Genomic DNA, 25,622 nt, shown 5'->3' on the forward strand with positions numbered 1-25,622 from the left:
GGGAGACCCCCCGGTCACCCGCGCCGGTGCAGGACCATCAGCCGCGGTTCGGTCATCTCCTCGATCGCATACCGCGGGCCTTCCCGCCCGAGGCCCGAGGCCTTCACCCCGCCGTAGGGCATGGCGTCGGCCCTGAAGGTCGGGATGTCGTTGACGATCAGGGCGCCGACCTCGCACTCGTCGAAAGCGTGAAAGGTGCAGTCGAGGCGGTTGGTGAAGACGCCGGTCTGGAGACCGAAGGGGGAGTCGTTCACCATCGCAAGCACGGCCTCGAAGTCGTCGAAGGGGGTGACGGTGATCACCGGCGCAAACATCTCGGTGGCGTTCACCCGCATCGTCGGGAGGGTGTCGGTGAGGACGGTGGGCGCAAAGAGGGTGCCGGCCCGCGTCCCGCCGGCGAGGAGGGTCGCACCGTCAGAGACGGCCTCCAGGATCTTTTCTTCGGCCGCCGCCGCAGCCTGCTCCGAGATCATCGGGCCCACGTCGACCGCCGGATCTTTCGGGTCGCCGGCCCTGAGCGCACCGGTCCGTTCCAGGACCATCTCCAGGCACGCCCGAAAGACCGAGCGGTGAAGGAAGACCCGCTGGACCGAGATGCAGACCTGGCCGGCGCCGGAAAAACCGCCCTGCACGATCCGCTCGGCGGCATACGTGAGGTCGGCGTCCTCGTCCACGACCACCGCGGCGTTCCCGCCGAGTTCGAGGCCGACCCGTTTTCTCCCGGCGATCTCGCGGAGGTGCCAGCCGACGGCCGGGCTGCCGGTGAAGGAGAGGTACGCGATCCGGCCATCCCGCACCATCCACTCGGCGAGGCCGGTGGTGCACGGGACGACCGAGACGGCCTCTTCGGGGTACCCAGCCTCGATGAGGAGTTCGCCCAGGACCAGGCCGGAGAGCGGGGTCTTCGAAGATGGCTTGAGGATCACGGCGTTGCCGGCGGCCACCGCCGGGCCGATCTTATGGCAGGCGAGATTGAAGGGGAAGTTGAAGGGCGTGATCGCGAGCACCGTGCCCAGCGGGACGCGGCGGAGATATCCGGTCCTGCCCGCCGTCGCCGGGGTGAGGTCGAGGGGGATCACCTCGCCGCAGATCCGCCCGGCCTCCTCGGCAGAGAGGAGGAGGGTCTCGACGGCGCGTTCCACCTCGGCCCTCGCAAGGACAGCCGTCTTCCCGCTCTCCAGGACGATCGTCTCCGCGATCTCGTCTTTTCGGCCTTCGATGAGCGCGGCAAGCCGTTTGAGCACGCGGATCCGTTCATGCGTCGGGAGTTTGCGGGTGCGGCCGAAGCCGTGCTGCGCCGCACGGACGGCGTCCTCTAGGTCGGTCGGGCCGGCAAGGCAGACGGCGCCGACGAGAGAGTTGTCGTAGGGAAAACGGACGTCAAGGATCTTCTCGCTCGTGCGCCACTCCCCGCCGACAAGGAAAGGTCGAGGGTCTGTCATAAGAGGGAATACGTGCGGGCCTGGATATGGACGTTTCGGCGGGGGGAGTGATCAAAACGAAGAGAGCGATGCCCTGACGGCCGAACGAAACGCCGCTCACGTGCGTCCGTCGACAGAATTCTTATAAGATGAAGTCCCCTGTCTGCGCGACTGCACGGGGGTTCGGGGCCGGATGCAAAATCACGAGGACGGAATAGATTTCCCGAAATGTCTGTACATTTTCCTGCGGCAACTGTTCGTCATAGGGATGCATACGGCGGTCCTGGTCCTTATCATCGGATTGATCCTGTTGGCGATCTATTCTATCGTGCAATGGTCCGGGATTTCTGAGACTTCCTTTACAATAATAATGGTCCTCTCTGTACCGGTTATCACGGGGGGATGTCTCTGGCTGATCTCGCTTGACCGCACGTACGCCAGGAAATGTCGATCTGATCTCAAACAGGCCCGAATACTCCTGCTCCCCCATGAGATCGAGATCAAAAAGGCCTCTTATAGATTCTACAAATGGATCGACAGGCCAATATTTATTTTCGTTAAATCTCTCTTGCTCAGCACCTTTATCGTATGGATCTTCACCCTCCTCGACCTGGTGATCTTCGATCTCTCGCGGGAAAAACTAAATAATTCAACTTATTATCTCGTTCAAAGCCTCAACGCACTCTTTAATCGTGATCTCATCGCCCCGATCCTGATCCTCGCCGCCGTTTACTTAACCTTCAAACTGCTCAACCGGGCACGGAACACCCTGATCATCGAGGATGTGCAGGGGGCGGAGAAAAAGAACGAGAAAAAAGAGAAGAATAGCGAGAAAAAAGAATCGCCGAACTATCACCTGATGCTCATCGAGGAACTCAACAAAATTTATCAGATTTACAGCGATGTCGATAAACAGCGCCCCATCAAGACCTCGATGGCAGAGAAATGCGACATCACCTCGGCATCCCTGAGGTCAGGAAGTCTGGACAACCTTCTCAACAGCGCGACTCTCTCAGATCTCAAAGTCAGTTTCGGCTCGATATCCATCCCGTTGGGACTGATATTGTCCCTGGCAAACAGGTTGCTGAAGGGCCCCCGCCTCCTCCTCTCGGTCGACCAGGAAGACGAGACGGTCAGACTCAGTGCGGTGCTGGTATCTCCCAGAAACCTCAGCTGGCAGGTCGCACGTCAGATCCCGCGAGCGCAGAGCGACGACGCAAGCACAGTGCGCCCGACAAAAAAACAACCAGACAGAGAGATCCTCTGCACCGAGATGGTCAGAGAACTTGCCCACCGGATCTTCACCGGCATGACCCACGGGAAGACCCAGCGCTGGGAATCGACACGGGCGTTCCTCGACGGCCTTTATTATTATCGCAAGGGCCTCAGGGCGCCGAAAGACCAGATATTCTATCTCAAAGAGGCAGAAGACAAATTTGTCGAGGCACTCGGATATGATGAAGGCTACAAATTTGCCTGGTACAACCTCGGCGTCGTCTATTCCGAGATGAAGCGATACAATGCAGCAGAGGAGGCATTTTCCCGGGCGACCGAGATCGACCAGACCCGGTGGGAACCCTACTACGCGAAGGCGGTAACCATCTGGCACCGGATGATTACAGAGGGGGAAAAGGTGTTCTGCGAAAAAAGCACCCCAGAAAGTCCGCCTTGCTGCAATAAGGGACTGCTTTCCATTCTTCGGTTTATCATCCTGAGTTTTACCCAATTTCTCAAATCTTTTTTCAACAGCGCTCGATGGAGGGATCAAAACAAGAATAAAAAATCATGCCCCTCCCCATCTCATCAGGACGAGGTCCGGGATCCCACGGCAAAATACCGGGAAATCATCGCAAACCTCGATCAGGCAGAGAGGATCCTGGAAAAAAAGCGACTCAAAAATGTCCCCGAGGTCTTCAAGTTCAGGGGAGAGACCTATCTCAGGATATATCGAGAGCGTGGGGAAAGGGACGATCTCGACCGGGCGATCAACGACCTCCGGGAGGCAACCCTCGCAGCGTGGAGGCGGTACCGGACCGATCTTGCATTATCGCCGACAACGGTCCCCGAACTCGCCAGAGAGGAGACCGCATGCCGGATGATGCAGGAGTCCCTGAGTTCACTCACCTATGCATACGCTCACGCTCACTCGAACGGATCCGGTGCCGAGTGCCTCATCTCCCATGCCGTCTCCATCGATCCGACCTGCCATAAAACCCACTTCGCCCGCGGCCAGATCCATCTCAAGGGGAAACAATGGGAGGAGGCGGCCGGGGCGTTCGGGACGGCGACCGAGATCGCCCCGCATATGATGAAGTATTGCCTGGCCCTCGCGATCGCAGAGTGTCTCGTGGAGACACAGAAGATGGACGGATGTTCTCAGGCCATCAAGAAGAAGATAGATGAATGTTTTCAGATTATCGAGAAGAAGGGAAATGAGTTCTGCAAGGGAATGACCGAGGAGGAATGGATCGAGATTGATGAGATTATCAAGGGTCTGAATAATGAAAAATCAAGTCAAAAAATAATAAAAGTAATCACAGAACTCGATGACACGATCAGTGAACTCCATCGTACGTGTTGCACCATTCGCCAGAATAAAATCACCGAGATCGCTTCATGCGAGGAATCTCAAGAAGGCGAGAAAAATAAAATCTATGAAACATGGGAGTCGTACTGGAATGAACCGCTCAAATTTCAGGAGCACTATGATCTCGCGTGCCTGCATTACCAGAACAGGAGATACAAACTCGCGATCGAACTCTGGACGACAGCACTCCCGCTCAGGCCCCTCGATCCAAGCGCCGCCGAATACATCGGTATCGCCTCAGTAAAAGAAGTCATCTCCTCTCATCCTCAGAATTATAAAGAGATCCTGAAGAAGGGCGAGGAGAACCTGGAGAACGCGCTCAGGATCTACAAACACCGATACTTCGAGGCAAAAAAGGCACAGAACCAGAACAAAAAGATCCCGGACGTGTTCCTGAGAGGGATCGTACGCACCTATTACTGGCTCGGCCGCCTCTTATCGATCCGGCAGAAGTACCCCGAGGCGATCGAGAAATTCCAGCTCGCCAGACAGCTCGCAGAGGAATCCTGCACCGACTATGAGGCATCAGTCCCGAAGGTGGCACTGACCTACCGGCTTGCATGGGCGTACCTGAGAAACCGGGAATACGACCTGGCAAAAGATCTATTTGAAACGGTCACCGGTGCCTCTGGGAATTGCGTCGATACCGATCTCAGCAGAAATCTCGAAGATGATATCACGATCCCAGACATCAGATTTTGTTCCCATCTCGGTCTGGCATATTCATTCCTTCTCCGGGGTATCGCCCCTGATGAAGTGCTAAGATGCCTGGATGAAGCAAAATTGATCCCGGTAAACGATTCTCACGATTATGCCAGTTGTCACGATTTCTGCCTCGGCCTCTATGGTTACACGAGATATCTCACATATTCGAGATACTTCTCGTATTCGAAGTTCCCGTCACATGCGAGATCTCTCTCCTACACAGAAAATCTCTCATACCCTCCTTCATTCCCCGGAACCCGGACATGGTATCTCAAAACGAGCATTGTATTTCTCACACGCAGCCTGGAGGGCAGGCCGACGGCAGGAAAGTACATCGCCCTGGCCAGGGCCTGCATCTCCCTCGGGGAACTGGAGGAGGTGAAGGCAGGTTCTGAGAAGAAACCAGGGATCCCGGCACAGATGCCGTACCTCTCCCGTGCACAGGAATGCCTTGCCCATGCCCGGAAGATGGACCATTATAGGAGACATACCGACGAGATCGAGAGGCTCAACAAGCGGGTCGAGAGATATCTCACCATCTGAAGAAGAGCATCGGAGAAGAGTGGCATACATGCCTGTTCCTTGCTGATCCGGGGGCGTGGACTCTCTGGAAAAAGAGACCGTTCACCTCACGCCCGGCAGAGTCGCTGGCAGGTCAGGGTGTGGTGGTGTGCGTAGTGTCACAGACGTGGTTGCCAGGGCATGACCTGTCCCGGCGTTGTCCCCCGGACCGGGACTGCTTAGAAGGTGCCGTCGTCAGCACAGGGACAATCCGCAACGGGACCACGCGCCCATACATGCATTTTCCTGAAGGCAGGCTGCCGGCAGCCGTGGTACCCGCCAGTACCGGGCTGTGCCGCAGCCGGCACAGGTGCCATCAGGGCGATGCAGAGCAGGGCGATGGTCCGGATCCGTCTTTGTGGGTCCATGGTTCTCCTTCCTCCCGCCAGGGCTCGTACCAGGCGACTCCATAGAAGAGGTCGCCGCGAGAGGATATAACAAAACACGATCCTGCCGGTTCATACCCTGAACCGGGGAGTTCAGTATTCGACCGCACCGAGCGCGGCACAGAACTCCTCGGCCGACCCGAACCGCCCGGCCGGATCTTTCTTCAGACAGCGCAGGACGATCGGATCGAAGGGGGCGAGCGCCTCGTCGACGGCCGAGGGGGGGCGGGCGGGGGCATCGAGGACGGCGGCGGAGTATGCGCCCGGCCCGTCGTCGTCATAGGGCAACGTCCCGGTGAGGAGTTCGTAGAAGACGACGCCGAGCTGGTAGAGATCGGTCCGCTCGTCGGGATGGCCGAAGCGGGCCGGGGCGAGTTGTTCGGGCGCGGCATAATGGAGAGAGTATCCCGGCGCCACCGTCTCGTCCCCTTCGCCGAGCACCTTACCCAGCCCCCAGTCGGCGATCTTCGGGGTGCCGTCTGAGGCGAGAAGGATGTTGCCTGGCTTGAGGTCGCGGTGGACGACCCCGCGCCCGTGGGCGTACGCAAGGCCGGCCGCAATTCCCGCGACGATCCCGACCGTTTCAGCCGGTCCGAGCGGGGTCTTCAGGTCCTTGAGGGTGCGGTCCAGGTACTCGGTCTCCACGTACGGGACCGGGAGGACGTTGACGGCATCGACCCTGACGATGTTCTGGTGAGACAGGCCCTGCCAGATGCTGATCTCCCGGAGAAAACACCGGCCCGTCGCCTCGTCCTGGCGGAGCGGAACTTTCACCGCCACGGTCAGGTCGTCGGTGCGGCGGACCGCCCTGAAGACCTGGGCGGTGCCCCCGCTCCCGACCGACGCGACCTCAGTATATTTTTCCATCAGCGCGGGGGGGAACCCGGACTGAGTCCATGTTGCATCTGCGGCCGACGGGACGACGACCGTCACGTCCTCGTCGGCAACCGGCGGAGGACTTCTTCGCCGGCGGGCATAGACGACACCGCCAAGGGCGCCGGCGGAAACGACGAGAGCGGCCGCCGCCAGGGGGAAGGGAGAGGGGGCCGTCTCTTCCGGTCCGGTCGGCCCGGCCGTTGGTGTCGGCGAGGGTGCTTCGGAGGTCTGCCGAGGTGTGGGATCGGAGGTCGGGACTTCAAGCGTGGGTTCAGGCGTGGGAAGAGAGGTCGGAACCTCGGATGTGGGTACGGACGTCGGGTCGGGTGTGGGAACAGCGGTCGGTTCAGGCGTGGGCACCGTCTTCTGCTGCCCCGGCGCATGCGCCAGACCCGGAGGGGTGTCCTGACCCTGGCCGCGGCCGGCCGTGTCCTTCGCGGCGTGATCGGGCACTGCCTGTACAGGACACATCAGAACGAGGAGAATGAGAAGAAGAACGACTACCGACCGCCACTGCATCCAGGTGCCTCCATACACAACAGCATTCGACATCCCCGCATATCAAGCCTGATGATCGCTCTTCTGCCCGGACGGCGGGACGGTGAAGAGGAGGCGGGCCCCCTGCGGACCGCGGGCGAGGTCGATGATGTCGCCGTCCTCAAGAAGGCGACGTTCGTGCCGGCGGAGTGGTACGGCGTTCACCTGGGTGCCGCCGGTGCTCTCGCAGTCCTCGATCTGCCATGCCTCTCCGGCCGCCACAAGGCGGCAGTGCGGACGGGAGACGCGGGTGACCGCGGTGTAGGCCGGAGAGAGAGCGATCGCCTCGACACCGGCGCCGGCACCCGCGGGGTCTTCTCTTCCGAGGGCATACCGGCGCCCCTCAAGGGGGAAGACCGTTCCGTCTTCAGGCCCGCCGACAACGAGGAGAAGAGACACGTTCCCGAAGAACGTCGAAGAGACCTGGTCTCTCATCTCCCGCAGCCTGAGCGAGACCCCGTGAGTGTCCGCCGCGATCCCGAGGTTCCCGAAGAGGGCGAGGTTCTGGACCACCCGTTCGAGCCCGCCGGGGACCAGGGCATACTTCCAGACCGGATGCACCCCGGTCGCCGTCTCGCCCGAGAGCCCGGCCTCTTTCGTGACCAGGCCGGCAAGAAGAAGACGGTCGAGATGTTTCCTGGTATTCTCGTAACTGGTCCCGACCGCACGGGAAAGCGACCGGGCGTCCTTCGACCCCCCGGCGACGAGTTGCAGGATCCGCAGGCGGACCGGGTTCCCGAGGACGTCGAGGTAATCGGAGAGTTCCTCGAGGAAGTCGGGATCGGCGCCTGAGAGAAGGGTGCGGTCGCTCTCCGTCATGAAGAAATATGGGGGGGCATGATAGATAACCCGCGTGGTTTTGTGGCTCCGGCGGCGAGAAGGTGAGAACGCCCTCAGAGCCGGGACGTGCCCTGTTCCGGTTCTGTAGAAGCAGGCACGAGCCTCGGGCTCAAGCATACGCGATGAGAATCGTGGTGGTCTCCGGTGCGTGGATCCTTGTTCCCTCTTCGGAGCAGGACACCCCGTGGGAGCACCACCCCATTGCCGCCCCCACTGTCTTCGCGCGGCGGGGTTCCGGGGGGCGAGGCCCCCGCAGAGAGAGCAATCCGGATGATTTCAACAAAGCCCGATCCTGATGATTGATCGAGCCAGGGATACTTTTGAGATATGCTCATCATGAAGAGCGTGGTGTCATCCATTCTCTATCTGCTGCGAGGGTAATGCCGGAACAATCCGGGACAACCTTAGAGAGAACTCCTCAGCCCATATTGCAGTTGCTCTTTTCCTCCGCCAGCCACCCGGCCAGCGAGCGCTGGACGTATCTCGCGAGGGGGATGTTCGACCCGAACACTGCAATGCGTTCGGAACCCGTCCCCCCGACATGGATGAAATCTTTCTCGTCGACAAAGATGACACACTCCATGCTGACCCCGTCGGTTATCATGTGCTGATCGTCGAGCAAACCGGCAACAATCCCGCTGGCCACAGAGATCGGGAGATCGATCCCGGCATAGGCGCGAGCGTCGCGGACGATGATCGCGAGATCGATCCGCCGGTCGAGTGCCCTGAGGGCCCTGAGGTGCTGCTGCAAGAACGCGGGGGTATGACAGAGTATCGTCATCCGATCCTTCGTCTTCCTGAAGAGTGAATTGAGGTGATTCTCGATCGCCCACTCGCTCTTCAGCAGGATCACCGGTTCAGGGGAATGGTGCTGAGGGAAGGAGACCGCATGGATCGCCTCGCGCGTCTCCTCCAGGGAGCGGATCGAGTCCTCTTTCAGGCGGTCGATCACCTGATCGGGGTCGAGAAGATAGAACGAGGTGGGCGTACCCTCGATCACGCCGATGAAACCCCGGCGCACAAGGTCGTGGAGGATCTCATAGATCCGCCCCCGCGGCACCGCACTCACCTCGTGGATGTCCCGTGCGGTGGCCTTTCTGAGACCGACGAGGGCGGCATAGACCTTTGCTTCATACTCGTTGAGCCCCAGGTTGCGGAGCAGGGGGACGATCTCATCTGCCATTGCTCCTCTGTTAGGTTGCACCAGGGGTAATGATTATCGATGAGGACGGGACCACGCGGCAGAACGGCGGCAAGGAGGCGCGTATCCAGCCAGATCCGACCCCGATGCGCCGCCCGGAACAGGAGACGACGGCGCGCCGAGGCCACTCGGAGATCACGGAGAGACGGCGAGTCCAATTTCAACCACATTCGGCCGTTTTTTCACCTGAAACTTCACAGAGTTGCACCAATACTATATGATAGAATTGCCGAAGGGTGTGAGGAAAGATGGCATGAACCCTCCGCATATCATGGACCAGGAGCACAAAGCGATAGCACACTCACCTCGATCCACTTCTCCGGATCATGGGGATCCGGGACCTGAAGAGGCGGCTACATCACGGATCTGGGGTGAAGCCGGGTTTCTGCCTCCGCCGGTCTGCCGGGAAGCAGTGGAACTCCTTCATCTTCTCGCGATGGAAGACGAGACGGCAGAGGGGGACGGCATCGCCTTTATCATCGGAATGGCCATGCAGGCCCTGAGACTTTCGAGGAGCAGGTTTCATATCCTTAACATCCATAAAATTGAGGAGATCGCCATCGAATACGGCGTCGCGGTTGCAGGGAGAGATCCCGATGCGATCGCCCGCGACGTGACCGAGATGATCATCGCCGATTACGGTCGGAGACCCAGCACACTGATGGAAACACCATGAAACGATTTTACGCCCTCCTTGCCGGGGCCATCAACACCAGACCGTTCGCCGTGCTCGGGATCGCGGCGGCCGTCTTCATGCTCGCCCTCTTCGGCCTCTCGATGGTGGGCATGGAGACCGGGGACGACACGTACATCGACAAGAGCACTCCAAGAGGCGCGACGCTCGCCCATTACGCCGACACCTACGGTTCCGACGCCATCATGCTCATCTTCGAGAGCGACGACGTCGCCGACCCCGAGGTGCTCGCCTACATCGACAGTCTCGAAGACGACATCAGGAACGAGCAGTACGTCGATCAGGTCTCGGGCATACCCGACCTGATGAAACAGGCGAACGGCGGCACCATGCCCACCTCACAGGGCGAGGTGAACGCCGTCCTGGCCCGGGCACCGCCCGGCACCCTCGACCGTTACCTCCCCTCCAGACTCATGACCATCGTCAGCATCACCATCCAGCCCGGTGTTGCAAGCAGTGTCCAGGAGCAGGTGCTCGACAATGTCAGGACGGTCATCGACATCTCCGAACCGCCGGCCGGGATCTCGGTCACGGTCTCGGGGAGTCCGGCGTTCTCGCAGGAGATGGGAGAGGAGATGGGACAGTCGATGGGCATGCTCATCCTGGCGGCGATGCTCCTGATGGTCCTTGCCGTGACATTCCTCTTCTCCCATGTGCGTTACCGTCTCCTCCCGGTCTTCATCGTGGGGACCGGCCTGCTCCTCACCTTCGGGTTCATGGGGCTCGCAGGTATCCCGATCAGCATGACGGTCATCGGCGCCTTCCCGGTGCTCATCGGGATCGGGATCGACTATGCGATCCAGTTCCATTCCAGGTTCGACGAGGAGCGGAGGCACGCCACCATCCCCGAAGCGGTGACGGCGACGGTCACCAGGTCGGGGCCGTCGGTGCTCATCGCCATGGTGGCGACGTCGCTCGGGTTCATCGCCATGTTCGTCTCACCGGTTCCGATGGTCGCGGACTTCGGGGTCACCTGCACCATCGGCGTCGTCTCCTGTTATCTTGCGGCGCTCGTGATCGTCCCGGTCTTCGGGACCGTCATGAAATACCGGCCGAAAGAGGGGGTCGGAAAACTCGATGATGTGGAGGCCTGCGAACTTGACTGGGAGGGGTGCGAGGAGGAACCTCCGCACACCGCAGGTTCGCGCGGCTCGCTCATCGAGCGTTACAACCATCTCCTCGGGAAGAGCGCGTTCTGGATCGCGAAAAACCCGGTTCCGGTCCTCCTGATCTTCGGGCTCGTCGCCTTTGGCGGGATCTATCTGGACCAGGATGTCCCGATCAATGCCGACGAGGAGACTTTTGTCCCGCAGGACATGCCCGCACTCCAGGACATGAAGAAAGTGACCAGGACGATGGGGGCGACGAACACGGTCCCGATCATCGTAACCGGCGACGATGTGCTCGGCATGGATACTCTCGAATGGATCGACGAGTTCGGGGCGTACGAGGTGCGGACCAACGAGAAGATCACCGGCGTCACGAGCATCGCCACCCTGATCCGGCAGTACAACAACGGCGTCCTCCCGGCGACCGAGAGCGAGGTCGGGGCGGTGCTTGCCGCGGTTCCCCAGGAGACGAAGGGGCGGTACCTCAACGGCGGGATGGAAGCGGTGATGGAGTTCACCACCGTCGACATGGAACTGGACGCGGCAAGGTCGATGATCCAGAACGTGGAGAAGGATGTCGAGTGGATGGAGGCCCCGCCGGGGACGCATGCCAGGGTGACCGGCGGCACTGAGATGTTCGCCTCGCTCATGGACGATATCGCTCACTCGAAGACGATGATGGTCCTCGCAGGGTTTGTCTTCATCCTCGCCTTCCTCCTCCTGGTGTACCGGAGAGTAAACGCCGTCACCCCCATCATCCCGATCGTCATGATCGTCGGGTGGAACGGGGCGATCATGTACTTCCTCGGCCTCGACTACACCCCGATGACCGCCACCCTCGGGTCCATGACCATCGGGGTGGCCTCGGAGTACACGATCCTGATCATGGAGCGGTGCGAGGAGGAACTTGCCAGGGGTCTCGACATTTACGAGGCGATCCAGACGAGCGTCCAGAAGATCGGGACGGCCGTCACGGTCTCGGGGATGACCACGGTCTTCGGGTTCTCGGCGCTGACGCTCTCGGCCTTCAACATCATCTCGAACTTCGGGATCGTGACGGTGATCACCGTCGGGTTCTCGCTGGTGGGAGCGATCCTGGTCATGCCGGCGGTTCTCTCGTTGATGTACCGCTTCACCCACCGCCGGGACGGTGGGGGGCAGCAGGCGGGAGTGGCGGCGTAGTGAGTGAACGACAGAAATTTTTGACCGTGAAGAAATGGTCCGTACGGGTTTTTGTGCGGGGGTCGACCACCCCCCGGATCCCCGCGTGAAGAAAAGCCCGAAAAGACATCTCCCTCCCGATCACCTGCCGTCCCCCCCCCCTCAACCGTTCCTGCTCTCACGCCTTCCCACACCATACGCATCGGGATTGCGATAGGGACGGGAAGGCAGAGGAGAGAGATTCATGGGGGGCCCGCCCCCATCAAAGAATTTTCATCGCCCTCTTGCGTAGGAGGACGTTGCCCCCCAACCCCCCACGGACGAAGATGGCCGGGGAGCAGTGAGGTGCTCGGTTCACGTCACCCTCGCTGTCATGAGGAGAGGGATCTAAGGTTTTCCATGAAAAGTTATTCATCAAATATGTCTGAGGCGTGCCCTTGACCCATAGGGAATTACCATGAAAATGATCCAGAATATCTGCTCAGTAGTGGTGAATAAATTTTTGACCGTCCCGAGCCTCCGCATGACTGATACACAGAGGCCAAAGACATCTTCTGAATGATCAGCCCTCTGCCTTCCCAGCCCTATCTTCATCCCGGGGGTCCGGGGGCAGCGCCCCCGGCGCGATTCATGGGGGAAGGCACGTCGATCAGAAGGGCCGCCCCGCCAGAAGAACGAGAAAATTTACCCTGCTCTCTCTCGCCGGGGGGAGACCCCCCGGACCCCCCCGATGAAGATAGCCGAGGGGCGGCAATTGAACAATATCCTTCAGGTGCCCGGTTGCAAGGAGAGGAATCAAGTATCCCTCTCTACTCAGGAGAACTGCAGCGAGAAATATTCAACCGCACATGCTTGAGCCCGGGGTTCATGCCTGATTCAACAGAGCCCGGCAATCCTTGAGTGAATATCCCGCATGGTCTGCACAGACGGCCTGTCGTCTCCTCGGTTTTCCTTCTGAAATTCACACCGAGAAGAAAACCATCTTCACTCACACAGAAATCGATCGAAAACAAGAGGGCCGGGGCCGAGATTTGAACCCGGGTCGGGGGATCCACAGTCCCCTAGGATGACCAACTACCCTACCCCGGCAAAAGGCTTCTACTATGTTGCATGCCACCACACATTAACCTATCGACACAACACGGCGACAGAACGCGGGTCTGCCGGGATCCGGCCATCATACAGGGGCGTGCGCGAAGGTGGGAGAGCATTAATAGGGGGAGGCGCCTTAATATAGTCAAAAACCTGCCTCCAGGGAAAGGCAGGTGTTTTGCGAGCGTGTAGGACGGCACCGGTTCTTCGGCGGGCAAAAAATATCCCGGTCGCCGTTCACCGACCCGCCGGAGAGAGGCGTTGCAGACCAGTGCATAAAAGGGGGCGTGGAACCAATGGGGAAAAAGAAAAAAAAGGAATCACAGAAGAGCGAAGGACCCGCGATCAGGACACCGATCGTCTGCGTCCTCGGACATGTCGACCATGGCAAGACCTCACTCCTCGACTGGATCAGGGGCTCCTCGGTGACCGCCGGCGAGGCCGGGGCGATCACCCAGCACATCGGAGCGACGATCGTCCCCCTCGATGCCATCCAGAAGATGAGCGGCACGTTTGAAAAACTGCATTTCAATGTCCCCGGCCTGCTCTTCATCGACACCCCCGGCCACCACGCCTTCACGACGCTCCGCGCCCGGGGCGGCGCCCTCGCCGACATGGCCATCCTGGTCGTGGACATCAACGAAGGTTTCCAGCCGCAGACCATCGAGGCCCTTGAGATCCTCAGGACCTACCGCACCCCCTTCGTCGTGGCCGCCACCAAGATCGACCGGATCCACGGATGGCGGGTGAACGAGAACGCACCCTTCAGAAAGACCTTCGAGACCCAGGGCGACCGCGTGAAGATGGACCTGGAGAACAAGACCTACGAGTTGATCGGCACCCTCTCCGAGAAGGGCTTCAACTGTGAACGCTTCGACCGGGTCTCTGACTTCGCCAAAAACATCGCCATCGTCCCGGTCTCGGGAGTCACCGGAGAAGGCGTGCCCGACCTGCTCCTCATGCTCATCGGCCTTGCCCAGCGGTACATGACCGAAGCGCTCGAAGTCTCGGTCGAAGGCCCCGGCGCGGGGACCGTCCTCGAGGTGAAGGAGGAGCGCGGCCTCGGGATGACCCTCGACGTCATCCTGTACGACGGCACCCTCTCGGTAGGAGACGAGGTCGCCATCGCCACCTCAGACGGCGTGGTCAACACCAAGATCCGTTCCCTTCTCAAGCCACGGCCCATGTCGGAGATCCTGGTCGAGGAGAAGTTCGAGCGGGTGAAATCGGTCACCGCCGCCTCAGGGATCAAGGTCGCCGCACCCAAACTCGAAAACGTCATCGCGGGATCGCCGCTGCGGGCCATCCCCGGTCCCGAGGAGATCGACGCCATCAACGAGGAGGTACGCCGGGAGGTCGAGGAGATCCATGTAGACCTCTCAGAGGAAGGGATCTTCATCAAGGCCGACACCATCGGAGCCCTCGAAGCCCTTGCCAAAGAACTCGAAGGGCACGGGATAAAGATCATGAAGGCCGAGGTCGGGCCGGTGAGCAGACACGATCTCATCGAGGTCGAGACGATCAAAGAACCTTTAAACGCTGTCCTCCTCGCCTTCAACACCCCCCTTCTCCCGGATGCCGTCGACATCCTCAAGCACCCGACCTGCAAGATCTCGGTCTTCGTCGGCGATGTCATCTATAAACTCATCGACGATTACACCGAGTGGGTCAAGGAACAGAAACGCAAGATCGAAGCCCAGCGTTTCGAGCAGATCATCCTGCCGGCCAAGATCACCATCCTCGAAGGGTGCATCTTCAGACAGAGCAACCCGGCCGTGGTCGGGATCAGAGTGCTCGGCGGGAAACTGAGGAGCGGAGTGAAGTTGATGCGCAGGGACGGCAAAGCGATCGGTCAGATCAAGACCATCCAGGTCGCGCAGGAGAATGTCCCTGTGGCAGATGCCGGAGCCGAGGTCGCAGTCTCGATCGAAGGCGTAACCGTCGGACGCCAGATCAATGAGAAAGACGATCTCTATGCATACATCCCGGAAAATCATGTCAAAGTCCTGGAAACCGAGATGATCTCGACCCTGAACCCGGGGATGCGCGAGGTGCTCGAAGAGTACACCACGATCAGAAGGAAGGACAATCCCTTCTGGGGCAAGTAGTATTTAATAATGGTATCATCCAATTTTATAGACAGGTTCTGATAGTATCAGGATGAGAAGGAGTCAGAGATAATGGTCGATTTCAAAGTTGTCGTTTCAGACAGAAAGGCGGGCCGCGCCTACAATATTGAGGCCAGCGGGGCAGCTGCCTCCGGATTTGTCGGGAAGAAGATCGGCGACGAGGTAGACGGCACGCCTCTCGGGCTTGCGGGTTACACGCTCCAGATCTCCGGCGGCTCTGACAAGACCGGGATCGCAGCCAGAAAAGATCTTCCGGGCGCAGGCCGCAGGCGGATCCTCCTCTCGGATGGCTTCGGGTTCCACCCTGAACTCGATGGCGAGCGGCGCAGGAAGACGGTCAGGGGCAACGAAGTCACGCAGGACTTCGTCCAGATCAACACCGTCGTCTCGGCATACGGGGCTCAGACTCTCGAAGAGATCTTCGGGAAGTCTGAGGAAGAAACGGCTGCAGAGTAAAAATAAAACCATCTCGCAGGTTGAAAGGGGCGGAGCGGGAATTGTGCACCTCCAGGAGAGGTGCACAGGTGCAACTCTTTTGTATGTCTGTGCAAAGCCCCCTTTCAGAGCAGGGAGAACACGGCACAACCGGAGGTTGTGCCGGATCAGAAAAGGTTTTGTTTTTCGGGATTTTTAGAATCAGGCATGAGCCAGGGGCACGCCTCAGGCATACGGGATGGAAATTACTCGTCGCTCGATCTCCGGGTGTTGAAATCGTTTCGATCCCTCTTTTCAGGACATAGGATCGGTGGAGGGCCCGTTCAATCGCCGCCCCCCGGTGCGAGACGACGGTGAAGATTCTACGATTGAGGGCGGCACGTCGGATCATCACTGCCTGTCTTCCCGCCCCTATCACAATCCCGAGGGGTCCGGGTGCAGCGCCCCCAATGCAAGGAAGGGTGGAAGGCAGACGATCAGAAGGGTTGCTCCAACAAAAGGATGAAGAATGCGAACCTGCTCCCTCCCCCCGACAGGAGAGAGCGGTTCAGAATTCCTGGAAAAAAGCGCTTCGAACCGGGGGGATGTTCAACCCCCCCGCCACTTCCGGGATATGCTCCGTGAAAACCCGTTCACTTCTTTCCTGTGACTCCTTTTCGAATCTCAGGCAGGAGATCATTCCACTCCACACCATAGCGCCGGGCAAGCAGAACCGCCGCGGCGCCGGCCCGGAGTTTGCCGTCGAACTCCTCGTCGATCACCTGGTTCATCTCCGCAACCACCTCACCGGGTTCGCGCTCCACAGCCGCAGCGATCCGTTCGACGAGATCATGGCAGGGATCAGGGGCATCGAAGACTTCGGGACCGGGCCTGAAACCCAGCGGTATCGCAACGGCCGAGACATCAAAGAGCGGCGAGACGATACCTTCCCCCACCTTCACCATCCCGGCCTCCTCTGCCAGACGGAGGACGGCATTGGCCTGGTCGACGTTCATCCATTTCCGATCCAGGGCAAGGAAAAAGACAAACTGGCTCCGTTCCATCTCCCCTTTGTGCATCTGCTTGAAGGGGGCCGCGACCGTGACCTGGAGACTCACTCGCAGACACCCTTGAGATGATCTCTCACGTCGAGAGCGTCCAGTGACCCGGCAGTCCCTTCTTTGACGACAAAGACCTCAGACTGCGGGCCGCGGTCGACGACCCTGACGAGGAAGGTGTTCTCAGAGACCGGCACCCTGCCTTCAGGACGGAGGAGAGTCTCGTGGATCGAGAACCTGAAGTCCGCCGACTCGGTCACCTCAACGGCGATGTCGGGGAGAAGGTCGACCGGGAGGAAGCGCGTCCGATCGTCGGCGATCTCCAGGATGAGGTGGTGCTTGAAGAGGTCGGCGCCTTCCCGTCTGTTGGTATGAGTGCGATGGAGGGCGGCAATGGCCCCGATCGCCCGGGGGAAAGGAACCATCAGAGAGAAATTAAGGTCGAAACGGGTCGGGAAGCGGTAGTACACTCTGCGCATCATAGAGATATGTGCAGGTGGATCAGATAACTTCTGCTAATCATCATTGGCCGGTGAGAACAAAGAGGAGGTGAAAGACTTTCCTGTACAACGGCCCGAGAGCCTTCCCGGCCAGCAAGGTATAAGGGCGCAGGGGGAGAGGAGAGGATGCCGCCGGGGGGCGGGGGAGAGGATGAAGAGTGAAGAGAGTTCAGGCTCTGGTCCACCTTACCGAGGTCGGCAAGGGAGAGGCCGTGATGCGAAATGTCGAACATCTCCTCGAAGAGTTCGGGAACGAAGTAACCGCCGAAGTCGTGGCAAACGGGGACGGGGTGAAGGCGCTGCTCATCACCGGGCCACACGGGGAGCAGGTCCGGGCCCTCGCCGAAGTGGGGGTGCGCTTTGCGATCTGTGCCCACAGCACACGAGCCCAGGGCTTCACGCGTGAGGACTTCCCGAGAGTCGTGGCAGTCGTGCCCTCCGGTGTCGGTGAGATCGTCAGGAGAGAGAACGAGGGGTTTGCGTACATCAGGCCGTGAACGGCCCCGCAAGAACAGAAAAAAGGGTTACTCGATCAGCACGGCGTTGACAACGCCATCCTGACCGGGGCGGCTCATGATACGGGCCCGCCCGATTTCAGTTCTGATGATCGCACCCTTCGTGAGAAGGTTCCGACGGACGTAGTTGATATCTGCCGGGTTCTCTTCCACGTTCTGGATAGCGACTTTCTTTGTTTCACCGGACGCGGGGTTCGAGACGGACGCAAAGTTGGCACGGAGTGCCCGGACCTTTGTCTCGCCACCGTGAACCCTGACGTTGCGGTTTCTGTTCTCCCCGATGTGGGTTTCAGCCGGAGCCCGACCGCGCTGGTACCGCCGCCTACCGACTGCCGGGTGGTTTCTCCCACCGGTGAGACGCCGGACAGATCTACCTTGCCACTGTATAATATCACCTCAGGTTATCTTCTGTGAGACCAGAATCCCATAGAGAGTGCTATATATATTCAGGCTCTCTGTATTTATTTCTGATCACTTCAGAACGGCATCCAGGAGCGCCGCCATCCCTTCGCCGGTCTTCATGTTTGTCCGAAAGATCTGCATCTCAGGGTTGTATCGCCGCATGTCGGCCTCCATACGGTCGAGGTCGCAGCCGACCAGGGGTGCGAGGTCGACTTTGTTGATCACCCCGATGGAGCAGCCCCGGAACATCATCGGGTGCTTGTTCACGACGTCGTCGCCCTCGGTCGAGGAGACGACCACGATCCGCTTCTCGGCGCCGAGGGCGAAGTCGGTGGGGCAGACCATGTTGCCCACGTTCTCGATGAAGAGTACATCGATGTCGTCGAGGGCGAGGTGGTCGATGGCATGCTCCACGAGGTGGGCGTCCAGATGGCACTCGGTGCCGGTGTTGGCGTTGACGGCGGGGATGTCGAGAGCGACGATCCGCTTGAAGTCGTCGTCGCCGTAGACGTCGCCGGCGATCGCACCCGCGTTCAGACCACGCTCTTTCAGGAGGGGGGAGAGGCGTTCGATCAGCGAGGTCTTGCCCGACCCGATCGCACCGAGGAGGTCGAAGGCCCGGACTCCGTGTTCCTTGAGGTGGGCGGCATTGGCGGCGGCGAGCCGGTCGTTTGCCGCATACACATCCTTCTCGATCTGGACGTCAATGTGATGCATACATTGAGTATAGAACGTGAGTCCTATATAGGTTCACCATCTACCTAAACAGTCATGGAACGTGTCTGCGTCCTCTATCCCTGCTATTTTCATGCCGGTCTGAGACGGGCCGAAGGACGACGTGTCCCGATGGCTCTCGCCGTCAAGGGACCGAGCCTCGCCGACCTCAATGCCGCCCTCAAAAAGTGCGGCTGCACCTTCAGGACCGAGGAGAAACACCACCCCGCCCACTGGTACAAGCGCGAGGGGCGGGTCGTCGTCGAATATGAAGGGCCCAAGAACGAGTTGATCCGGAAGGTGGCGCGGGCCCTCGAGGTGAAGGGATGAGCGGGCTGTACGACCTGCACACCCACACCACGCTCAGCGACGGCGAACTCCTGCCGATCGAACTGGTACGAAGGCTCTCGGTCCTCGGCTTCGAGGTCGTCGGGATCGCCGATCATGTCGACTGCTCGAATATCAGACAGGTCGTCGAGACGACGGCATGTCTCAGGGAGAGCGCCGCGCGCTATGGGGTGAAACTCCTCTGCGGGGTGGAGATCACCCATGTCCCGCCCGAGGAAATCGCCGGGCTCGCCGCCCTTGCGAAAGATCGGGGTGCGGACCTGGTGGTGGTCCACGGTGAGACGACGGTCGAGCCGGTGGCGCCGGGGACGAACCATGCCGCCTGTGTATGCCCTAACGTCGATGTCCTCGGTCATCCGGGATTCATCACCCCCGAAGATGCACGGCTTGCCGCAGAGAACGGGATCGCACTGGAGATCACGGCGCGGGCCGGGCACAACCGGACGAACGGGTATGTGGCGGCGATCGCCAGGGAGGCCGGGTGCATGACAGTCGTGGACTCGGATGCCCATGCGCCCTCCGACCTGATGACTGCAGAGGAGAGAATGGCTGTTGCTCGCGGCGCGGGGCTAACAGAGGACGAGTGCCGGAGATCAGCATCTATAAATATTCTTTCGGATTTACTCGGGATGTAATCAGCATTTATATTTTTTCGAAACTTTTAAATACTGACGAAACTCATTTATATATATCACTCCATATCCACTGGAGTTTTGCCGAGGTCACGCTATTGAAACTTTTGGGCACCATAGTTAAAACTTGCGGCTCTCGTCTGCTGATCGTCAGATGCGACGCCGCCAGGCTCCCCCGCCTCTATGGCGACGCGTTCAGTAGGCGTCTCAGACCAGTCGGAAAAGTTGTGGACATATTTGGGAATGTCGCTTCGCCTTATGCGGCGATCTTCTGCCGGGGAGATCACGGCCAGGCTGCGGGCGAGAAACTCTATACAAAAGGTGATGGGAAATGGCAGAAATCGAAAAACTAAAGATGCTTCAGAGTGAGCGCGAGGCCCTCAAGAAGAGGGTCCGCACCCCGGTCAGAGAGAAAGAGGTCAAGCGAGAGGCAACGAGCGAGACGGTCTGCCCGGAGTGCGGCAGCCGCCAACTTGTCCACGATTACGAGCGGGCCGAACTGGTCTGCAAGAACTGCGGGCTGGTCCTCGACGAGGAGTTCATCGACCGCGGTCCGGAGTGGCGGGCCTTCGACCACGACCAGCGGGTGAAGCGGTCCCGTGTCGGTGCGCCGATGACCTTCACGATCCACGACAAGGGTCTCTCGACGATGATCGACTGGAGGAACCGCGACTCGTACGGCCGGGCGATCTCCTCGAAGAACAGAGCACAGTTGTACCGTCTGCGTAAGTGGCAGCGGCGGATCAGGGTCTCGAACGCCACCGAGCGCAACCTCGCCTTCGCGCTCTCCGAACTGGACCGGATGGCCTCGGCACTCGGTCTGCCCAGGAACGTGCGCGAGACGGCGGCGGTCATCTACCGCGACGCGGTGGACAAGAACCTCATCAGGGGCCGTTCGATTGAAGGCGTGGCTGCGGCCGCGCTCTATGCGGCGTGCCGGCAGTGCTCGGTCCCGAGGACGCTCGACGAGATCGCCGAGGTGTCCAGGGTATCGAGGAAAGAGATCGGGCGGACGTACCGGTTCATCTCCCGCGAACTGGGACTCAAACTCCTGCCGACCTCACCCATCGACTATGTGCCGCGGTTCTGCTCGGGGCTCTCCCTGAAGGGCGAGGTGCAGAGCCGTGCGGTCGAGATCCTGCGGCAGGCAGGCGAGCGCGAACTGACGAGCGGCCGCGGGCCGACCGGTGTCGCGGCGGCGGCGATCTATATCTCCTCCATCCTCTCCGGGGAACGGCGCACCCAGCGCGAGGTCGCCGAGGTGGCGGGCGTCACCGAGGTGACGATCCGGAACCGGTACAAGGAACTGGCGGAGAAGCTGGATATCGAGATCATTCTCTGATCTTCTTTTTTTGTCCCCCACGGGCGTTTGCGCGCCCTCATGGTAAAAAACCCCTATGCCTGAACCGCAGGGTCGGATCAGGTGTCGGCGGGAAGGGAACCATCAGGAACAGATATAAGGGAACAGCGGCAACAGTATCTGGCAGGATCAGCACTGATCCGGTACACGGGCTCGTAGATCAGGGGTAGATCGCGTCGTTCGCAACGACGAGGCCGCGGGTTCAAATCCCGCCGGGTCCATCCGTTTTGAAGAATTTTTTTGGAGAAGAGCGTGAGCGATTCTTGGAGCGAGGGTGCCAATATTCTCTTCGTGATCTCTGTTCTCTTCGAGCATATCCCGGAAGTATCCCGGGGCTTTGAACAATCACCCCGGATTGAGATCTTTTCACTGCCATCTCTCCGCCTTCCCGACCCTATCTTCATCCCGGAGGTCCGGGGGCAGCGCCCCCGGCGCGATTCATGGGGGAAGGCACGTCGATCAGACGGACCACCCAAAAAAAGAATGAAAAATGCGAGCCTGCTCTCTCGCGCCGGGGGGAGACTGCCCGGACCCCCCGTATGAGATGAGGCGGGGGCGGCGATTGAGCGGTGTTCCCGCCCACTGCTCTGTCATGAAGAGAGGGATCAGGGATCCTTCCACGCACCAACGTGCTGCTCGGCACAATGTTCATGCGATATGCTTGAGGCATGCTCCCGGCTCATGCCTGGTTTGACACAGCCAAAAAAAGAGTTCTCATCTCCTCCTTGCAAAGAGGAGGGCCGCAAGACCTGCCGCCAGGCAGGGGATGGCGAGCCCGACCGGCGTCGGCTTCGGGGTCGTGGAGGCATCGGGGGCCGGTGTCCCGGTCGGAGCCTCTTCGACAACCCCCGGCGAGGTCGGCGCTCCCTCTCCCTGCGGCTTCTCCGCAACGGCGATCGCGAAGTACGAGAAGCCCGGCGTCTCCGCCACATACAATGCTTCGCCGTTCTCCTCTTTCACAAACTTCGTCTCAAGGGAGGCCCAGGCGCCGTCATGATACCTGAGGAGGACGATCTCCCCGGTGTCGGCACCCTGCGCCTCCATCCATGCGAGGGGCACGGCGAAGGAGATCGCAGCGCCGCGGACCTCGGCGTCGGTGAGATGAGAGAGCGTGATCTCGTCGTACTCGTAGACCGGGGCCGCGGGCGGGGCGATGCCGGAGGGAAGGGATTTCTTCTCGGCGACCACCGTCACACCGTCGAGGTCGGCGGCCGCGGTCAGGTCGATCGCCGAGACCGCGGACTGACTCTTCACCTCGTACGAGGCCTCATGGAGGGGGACGGCAGGTTCCACCGGGAAGGGCACCGGGGGCGACGGAGCACGGTGGCCGCCGCCACCGCCTCCACCCCCGCCGCCGGAGGGCGAGGGCGGGACAGGCGTCGGTGTCGGGGTTGGTGTGGGCGGCAGCGGGACTTCGCCGACACCGTAGTGATCGGCTGACACGATCAGGGGAGAGGTGTCGTTGAGACCGGAGATGACATACGGCGTCTCCCCGATGCCGTCGCCGTCAGTGTCGTTCCCGGCATAATCGTCCCAGAAGTTGCCGAGGGCGTGGGTGTAATAGGCGTCCCCGTAGCGGTATGGGAGCGATGCGGTGGAGTTCAGGGCGACCTGTCCTTCGAGGGAGAGGTGGCCGCCGGTGTTGTTCGCAAAGGTGTTGTGCCAGAGGGCGGTCTCGTCCGGACTCCCGGCGGCGAGGAACGCACCCACCTGGTTGTCGGCGATGAGCGAACCGGTGACGGCGGTTGCAGTATTGTTGAGAGACGAGAGCCCCGAGAGTTCGTTGCCCACGAAGGCTGAGGCATTGATCGAGAGATCTTCTGAGCCCTGGCAGAACGCCCCCGCATAATTGCCGGTGGCCGTGACATTCCTGACGGTGACACCGGTCGAGTTGAAGACGACCAGGCCGACATAGTTGCCGGAGAGGACGAGGTCTTCGGCGGCGATGTTCCGGCACTCCACCAGGTACACCATGCCGGCGTCTGTGGGCACAACCTCGTCCTGCCTGCCGGTCCATACATAGACCGGTCTGCCGTCGACGGTGTTCGTCTCGGCAATCGCGACCGAGCCCTCATGGCCCGCGGCCGGGGCGAAGCGGATGTTCCATCGGTTCTCGGCCATCGTGTTCCGGGAGACCGTGCCGTTCCGCACCCCGTCGAGGTCCAGGCCGGCCCCGGCATTCCCGACAGCCGTGCAGTCGGCCAGGGTAAAGGCTTCGGAGGAGGCGACGGCGATCCCGTCGGCCCCGCTCCCGGAGACATCGCACCCGAACACTCCGGCCCCAAAGGCCCCGTTGACCAGGATGCCGGTTTGACCGACCCCCCGGACGTCGGCGCCGATGACGGAGACATTTGACGCGCCTTCAAGATCGATGCCGTCCTCAGTGCAACCGGTGACGGTCAGGTCCATGAGCGCGGCATCGTTGCCGGTGACCAGGACGCCGTCGGCACCATCGGTGAGGGTGATACTCCGGACGGTGATATTCGCCCCGGTCAGGGTGAGCGCGTCCCCGCCATCGCCGTCGATGACCGGGTCGCCGCTCCCGGCAAGGGTGAGCGGCCGGTCGACCACGACATTCTCATGGTACGTTCCGTTTTTGACAAGGATCACATCGCCGGGCAGGGCGGCGTCGACGGCCTCCTGGATGGTGGCATAGTCGCCGGGCACGCTGACGGGATCTCCGGTGAAGGCCTTGATGCAGAGGTTGGTGTCGGGGAACGATGCGGTCAGGTCTTCCCAGTGCTCCCCGTCGACGCTCATGAAACTCTCGCCAGGATGGGCCGAGGCTTCACTTGAGTAGCCTGCAACCGGTTTCTCGACAATGAGGGGATAGGTGTCGGTCGGGGCGGTGACTTTGATGGTCACCGCAAAGTCCTGGCCGGGGACGAGGGGCACCGGTGCGCCGAGCGGGAGGGTGTGATAGCCGGGGAGTGTCATCGTCCCGTTTGCGGCATAGACCTGACGGGAGGTGTCCCCCTCGTTGAGGTCGACCCGGAGCTCATAGATCGTGCCGGGCTCGCGGGTGAAGAAACTCACCGCCTCCAGGTCTTCGTAGCGTTCTGCGGTGAAGACATTGGCGCCGTACATCGTGGTCGTGGTGCCGGTGCCGATGCTGGTGGTCCAGCCGAGGGGGTCGTACTGGTAGAGGTGGTCGTAGGTGCCGGCCGGTTCGCCGGTGAAGAGCACGGCCGCCGTGGCCCGGCCGGTGCCGATGTATTCTATCGCAGGGTTCTGGAAGCGCCCGATACTCCGATCATAGTACGAGATGGAGAAGTAACCTCCGTCCCCCGAGGAGGTGCCCCAGGAGTTCCTGGCGATGAAGGCGCCGTCGCCGGGCGGAGCCTCGACGAAGTTCGCGGCCGGGTAGGCGTCGTCCCATCCGACAAGGAGGATGGCGTGGGCGCCGTCGAGCTTTGCGGTGCTGTTCTCGGAGAGGTAGTAGGTGGAAGCCCCCGGCCCGAAGCAGGAGTAGTTCACCAGGAAACTGGCATAGAGCCCGCCCTCCTCTTTGATCGTCGCCTTGACAAGATCGTTGTCGAGGGGGCCGGCACGCGGCGGGAGGAAGGTGACGTTCTGGACCTGCATCACCGGCGAGAGTCCGGCGGGCGACCCGGAGGGCGGGACCGGGAGGAGGTAGGGGTCGTCGCTCTCGTTCACCGGGCCCGACCACCTGGTGAGATAGGCCGTCGCCATGAGGGCGTTGCCGCCGTCGCAGGGCCCGGCGTCGAAGCCGTGGGTGTTCTTCATATTGTTCTCAGAGAAATCCCAACTGCCCAACCCGTCGGTGAGGAGTGCAGACTCAAGCGATCCAAGAGAGCCGAAGGTCCAGCAGGCCCCGCACTTCCCCTGGTCCTTCACCGCGGTGACGCGGCCCTCGTCGGCGAGGTTGAAGTACGGCTCCGCGGGCGGGTCGGCCGTCGCCGTGACGACACCGCCGGACCAGAGCGGGGTGCCGGGCGCAGGGATCAGACTGTTCGGATAGACGGGATATTCATGCTCCGACATTTCAGGTGGGGGTGCGGCCGCAAGGAAGAGAGACAGCTCGGAAGGGGCTGTCTCCTGTTCATCCATATACCGGACAAAGTCGGGGTTCAGCGGTGCGGTCTCGATATCGAGGGCCGCCGCTCCCTGCACGCCGGGGAGGGCGAGGCAGAGGCAGAGGAGGAGAGTTATGATCGGCAGGTGCTGGTTGGTCATGGTGCTCATCTCCGGCACATTGATAAAAACGAAAAAATAGGGTAAAAGATCGACCCATTTGAGCGAAAAATAAAATATACTCAATAAAGATGCAGGATTAACCGGATAAAAAAACAGAAACGTCCATATATTACGATACCGGAATGAATTGGATTCTGGCGATTATCCACTGCAGGCACAGAC

19 protein-coding genes and 2 tRNA genes are annotated in these 25,622 nt (G+C 60.5%); 10 read left to right on the top strand and 11 right to left on the bottom strand.

Annotation, left to right across the window (positions count from 1 at the left end; all coding sequences use genetic code 11):
* Window positions 1–14 precede the first annotated feature (14 nt).
* Complete coding sequence (locus tag RJ40_RS05815) at window positions 15–1,442, bottom strand: aldehyde dehydrogenase family protein (RefSeq protein ID WP_265582409.1); 1,428 nt, start codon at window positions 1,440–1,442, stop codon at window positions 15–17.
* Between the two features lie 547 nt (window positions 1,443–1,989).
* Between RJ40_RS05815 and RJ40_RS05820 the strand changes: the two genes are divergently transcribed.
* On the top strand, window positions 1,990–5,256 hold the full coding sequence (locus RJ40_RS05820; protein ID WP_265582410.1) for a tetratricopeptide repeat protein: 3,267 nt from the start codon (window positions 1,990–1,992) through the stop codon (window positions 5,254–5,256).
* Window positions 5,257–5,453: 197 nt separating this feature from the next.
* Here RJ40_RS05820 and RJ40_RS05825 read toward each other — a convergent pair whose 3' ends face one another.
* The 4 genes from RJ40_RS05825 to RJ40_RS05840 all read right to left on the bottom strand — a co-directional run bounded on the left by RJ40_RS05825 (window position 5,454) and on the right by RJ40_RS05840 (window position 9,096).
* The gene (locus tag RJ40_RS05825) at window positions 5,454–5,642 is read right to left on the bottom strand and encodes a hypothetical protein (RefSeq protein ID WP_265582411.1); all 189 of its coding nucleotides are present in this window, start codon (window positions 5,640–5,642) and stop codon (window positions 5,454–5,456) included.
* Window positions 5,643–5,753: 111 nt separating this feature from the next.
* Window positions 5,754–7,088: a serine/threonine-protein kinase gene (locus RJ40_RS05830; RefSeq protein WP_265582412.1), complete on the bottom strand. Its 1,335-nt coding sequence runs from the start codon at window positions 7,086–7,088 to the stop codon at window positions 5,754–5,756.
* 9 nt (window positions 7,089–7,097) lie between these two features.
* Window positions 7,098–7,892, bottom strand: a complete 795-nt coding sequence (locus RJ40_RS05835) for an FHA domain-containing protein (protein ID WP_265582413.1) — start codon at window positions 7,890–7,892, stop codon at window positions 7,098–7,100.
* A 439-nt stretch (window positions 7,893–8,331) separates the two neighbouring features.
* A complete protein-coding gene (locus RJ40_RS05840; RefSeq protein WP_265582414.1) occupies window positions 8,332–9,096 on the bottom strand; it encodes a TrmB family transcriptional regulator in 765 nt (254 codons plus the stop codon).
* A gap of 271 nt (window positions 9,097–9,367) precedes the next feature.
* Between RJ40_RS05840 and RJ40_RS05845 the strand changes: the two genes are divergently transcribed.
* Window positions 9,368–9,790, top strand: a complete 423-nt coding sequence (locus RJ40_RS05845; RefSeq protein WP_265582415.1) for a hypothetical protein — start codon at window positions 9,368–9,370, stop codon at window positions 9,788–9,790.
* A complete protein-coding gene (locus RJ40_RS05850; RefSeq protein WP_265582416.1) occupies window positions 9,787–12,099 on the top strand; it encodes an efflux RND transporter permease subunit in 2,313 nt (770 codons plus the stop codon). Before RJ40_RS05845 ends, RJ40_RS05850 begins: the two co-directional genes overlap by 4 nt.
* Window positions 12,100–13,094: 995 nt before the next feature.
* Here the strand turns inward: RJ40_RS05850 and RJ40_RS05855 are convergent.
* Window positions 13,095–13,167: transfer RNA gene (locus RJ40_RS05855), tRNA-His, on the bottom strand.
* A gap of 299 nt (window positions 13,168–13,466) precedes the next feature.
* Between RJ40_RS05855 and infB the strand changes: the two genes are divergently transcribed.
* Together infB and RJ40_RS05865 are read left to right on the top strand one after the other, a co-directional pair.
* Window positions 13,467–15,278 carry a translation initiation factor IF-2 gene (gene infB / locus RJ40_RS05860; RefSeq protein WP_265582417.1) on the top strand — a complete coding sequence of 604 codons (1,812 nt, stop codon included), beginning with the start codon at window positions 13,467–13,469 and terminating at the stop codon, window positions 15,276–15,278.
* A gap of 72 nt (window positions 15,279–15,350) precedes the next feature.
* Entirely contained in the window at window positions 15,351–15,755 is a 405-nt protein-coding gene (locus RJ40_RS05865) for a 30S ribosomal protein S6e (protein ID WP_265582418.1), read from the top strand.
* Window positions 15,756–16,366: 611 nt separating this feature from the next.
* Here the strand turns inward: RJ40_RS05865 and RJ40_RS05870 are convergent.
* Window positions 16,367–16,831: a DUF2240 family protein gene (locus RJ40_RS05870; protein ID WP_265582419.1), complete on the bottom strand. Its 465-nt coding sequence runs from the start codon at window positions 16,829–16,831 to the stop codon at window positions 16,367–16,369.
* Window positions 16,828–17,253 carry a hypothetical protein gene (locus RJ40_RS05875; protein WP_265582420.1) on the bottom strand — a complete coding sequence of 142 codons (426 nt, stop codon included), beginning with the start codon at window positions 17,251–17,253 and terminating at the stop codon, window positions 16,828–16,830. The genes RJ40_RS05870 and RJ40_RS05875 overlap by 4 nt, the downstream gene beginning before the upstream one ends.
* 176 nt (window positions 17,254–17,429) lie before the next feature.
* Here RJ40_RS05875 and RJ40_RS05880 point away from each other — a divergent pair, with 176 nt between their 5' ends.
* Complete coding sequence (locus RJ40_RS05880) at window positions 17,430–17,768, top strand: DsrE family protein (RefSeq protein ID WP_265582421.1); 339 nt, start codon at window positions 17,430–17,432, stop codon at window positions 17,766–17,768.
* A 27-nt stretch (window positions 17,769–17,795) separates the two neighbouring features.
* Here the strand turns inward: RJ40_RS05880 and RJ40_RS05885 are convergent, their stop codons facing one another.
* Window positions 17,796–18,173 carry a 30S ribosomal protein S8e gene (locus RJ40_RS05885; protein ID WP_265582616.1) on the bottom strand — a complete coding sequence of 126 codons (378 nt, stop codon included), beginning with the start codon at window positions 18,171–18,173 and terminating at the stop codon, window positions 17,796–17,798.
* 84 nt (window positions 18,174–18,257) lie between these two features.
* On the bottom strand, window positions 18,258–18,905 hold the full coding sequence (gene hypB, locus RJ40_RS05890) for a hydrogenase nickel incorporation protein HypB (RefSeq protein WP_265582422.1): 648 nt from the start codon (window positions 18,903–18,905) through the stop codon (window positions 18,258–18,260).
* A 54-nt stretch (window positions 18,906–18,959) separates the two neighbouring features.
* Between hypB and RJ40_RS05895 the strand changes: the two genes are divergently transcribed.
* The 4 genes from RJ40_RS05895 (at window position 18,960) to RJ40_RS05910 (ending at window position 21,463) form a co-directional block, all read left to right on the top strand.
* A complete protein-coding gene (locus RJ40_RS05895) occupies window positions 18,960–19,232 on the top strand; it encodes a signal recognition particle subunit SRP19/SEC65 family protein (protein WP_265582423.1) in 273 nt (90 codons plus the stop codon).
* Window positions 19,229–19,885: a histidinol phosphate phosphatase domain-containing protein gene (locus RJ40_RS05900; RefSeq protein ID WP_265582424.1), complete on the top strand. Its 657-nt coding sequence runs from the start codon at window positions 19,229–19,231 to the stop codon at window positions 19,883–19,885. Before RJ40_RS05895 ends, RJ40_RS05900 begins: the two co-directional genes overlap by 4 nt.
* 328 nt (window positions 19,886–20,213) lie before the next feature.
* Window positions 20,214–21,224, top strand: a complete 1,011-nt coding sequence (locus RJ40_RS05905) for a transcription initiation factor IIB (RefSeq protein WP_220682778.1) — start codon at window positions 20,214–20,216, stop codon at window positions 21,222–21,224.
* A gap of 167 nt (window positions 21,225–21,391) precedes the next feature.
* Window positions 21,392–21,463, top strand: a tRNA-Ala gene (locus RJ40_RS05910).
* Between the two features lie 493 nt (window positions 21,464–21,956).
* Here RJ40_RS05910 and RJ40_RS05915 read toward each other — a convergent pair.
* Window positions 21,957–25,448: a lectin like domain-containing protein gene (locus tag RJ40_RS05915; protein ID WP_265582425.1), complete on the bottom strand. Its 3,492-nt coding sequence runs from the start codon at window positions 25,446–25,448 to the stop codon at window positions 21,957–21,959.
* Window positions 25,449–25,622 lie beyond the last annotated feature (174 nt).

The organism is Methanofollis aquaemaris (genome assembly GCF_017357525.1).
GTDB lineage: Archaea > Halobacteriota > Methanomicrobia > Methanomicrobiales > Methanofollaceae > Methanofollis > Methanofollis aquaemaris.

Excerpts from the sequence above, each read along its gene's own strand:
- RJ40_RS05815 (WP_265582409.1), bottom strand. The coding sequence starts at position 1,442 with ATGACAGACCCTCGACCTTTCCTTGTCGGCGGGGAGTGGCGCACGAGC.
- RJ40_RS05825 (WP_265582411.1), bottom strand. The coding sequence starts at position 5,642 with ATGGACCCACAAAGACGGATCCGGACCATCGCCCTGCTCTGCATCGCC.
- RJ40_RS05830 (WP_265582412.1), bottom strand. The coding sequence starts at position 7,088 with ATGTCGAATGCTGTTGTGTATGGAGGCACCTGGATGCAGTGGCGGTCG.
- RJ40_RS05835 (WP_265582413.1), bottom strand. The coding sequence starts at position 7,892 with ATGACGGAGAGCGACCGCACCCTTCTCTCAGGCGCCGATCCCGACTTC.
- RJ40_RS05840 (WP_265582414.1), bottom strand. The coding sequence starts at position 9,096 with ATGGCAGATGAGATCGTCCCCCTGCTCCGCAACCTGGGGCTCAACGAG.
- RJ40_RS05845 (WP_265582415.1), top strand. The coding sequence starts at position 9,368 with ATGAACCCTCCGCATATCATGGACCAGGAGCACAAAGCGATAGCACAC.
- RJ40_RS05850 (WP_265582416.1), top strand. The coding sequence starts at position 9,787 with ATGAAACGATTTTACGCCCTCCTTGCCGGGGCCATCAACACCAGACCG.
- infB (WP_265582417.1), top strand. The coding sequence starts at position 13,467 with ATGGGGAAAAAGAAAAAAAAGGAATCACAGAAGAGCGAAGGACCCGCG.
- RJ40_RS05865 (WP_265582418.1), top strand. The coding sequence starts at position 15,351 with ATGGTCGATTTCAAAGTTGTCGTTTCAGACAGAAAGGCGGGCCGCGCC.
- RJ40_RS05875 (WP_265582420.1), bottom strand. The coding sequence starts at position 17,253 with ATGATGCGCAGAGTGTACTACCGCTTCCCGACCCGTTTCGACCTTAAT.
- hypB (WP_265582422.1), bottom strand. The coding sequence starts at position 18,905 with ATGCATCACATTGACGTCCAGATCGAGAAGGATGTGTATGCGGCAAAC.
- RJ40_RS05895 (WP_265582423.1), top strand. The coding sequence starts at position 18,960 with ATGGAACGTGTCTGCGTCCTCTATCCCTGCTATTTTCATGCCGGTCTG.
- RJ40_RS05900 (WP_265582424.1), top strand. The coding sequence starts at position 19,229 with ATGAGCGGGCTGTACGACCTGCACACCCACACCACGCTCAGCGACGGC.
- RJ40_RS05905 (WP_220682778.1), top strand. The coding sequence starts at position 20,214 with ATGGCAGAAATCGAAAAACTAAAGATGCTTCAGAGTGAGCGCGAGGCC.
- RJ40_RS05915 (WP_265582425.1), bottom strand. The coding sequence starts at position 25,448 with ATGAGCACCATGACCAACCAGCACCTGCCGATCATAACTCTCCTCCTC.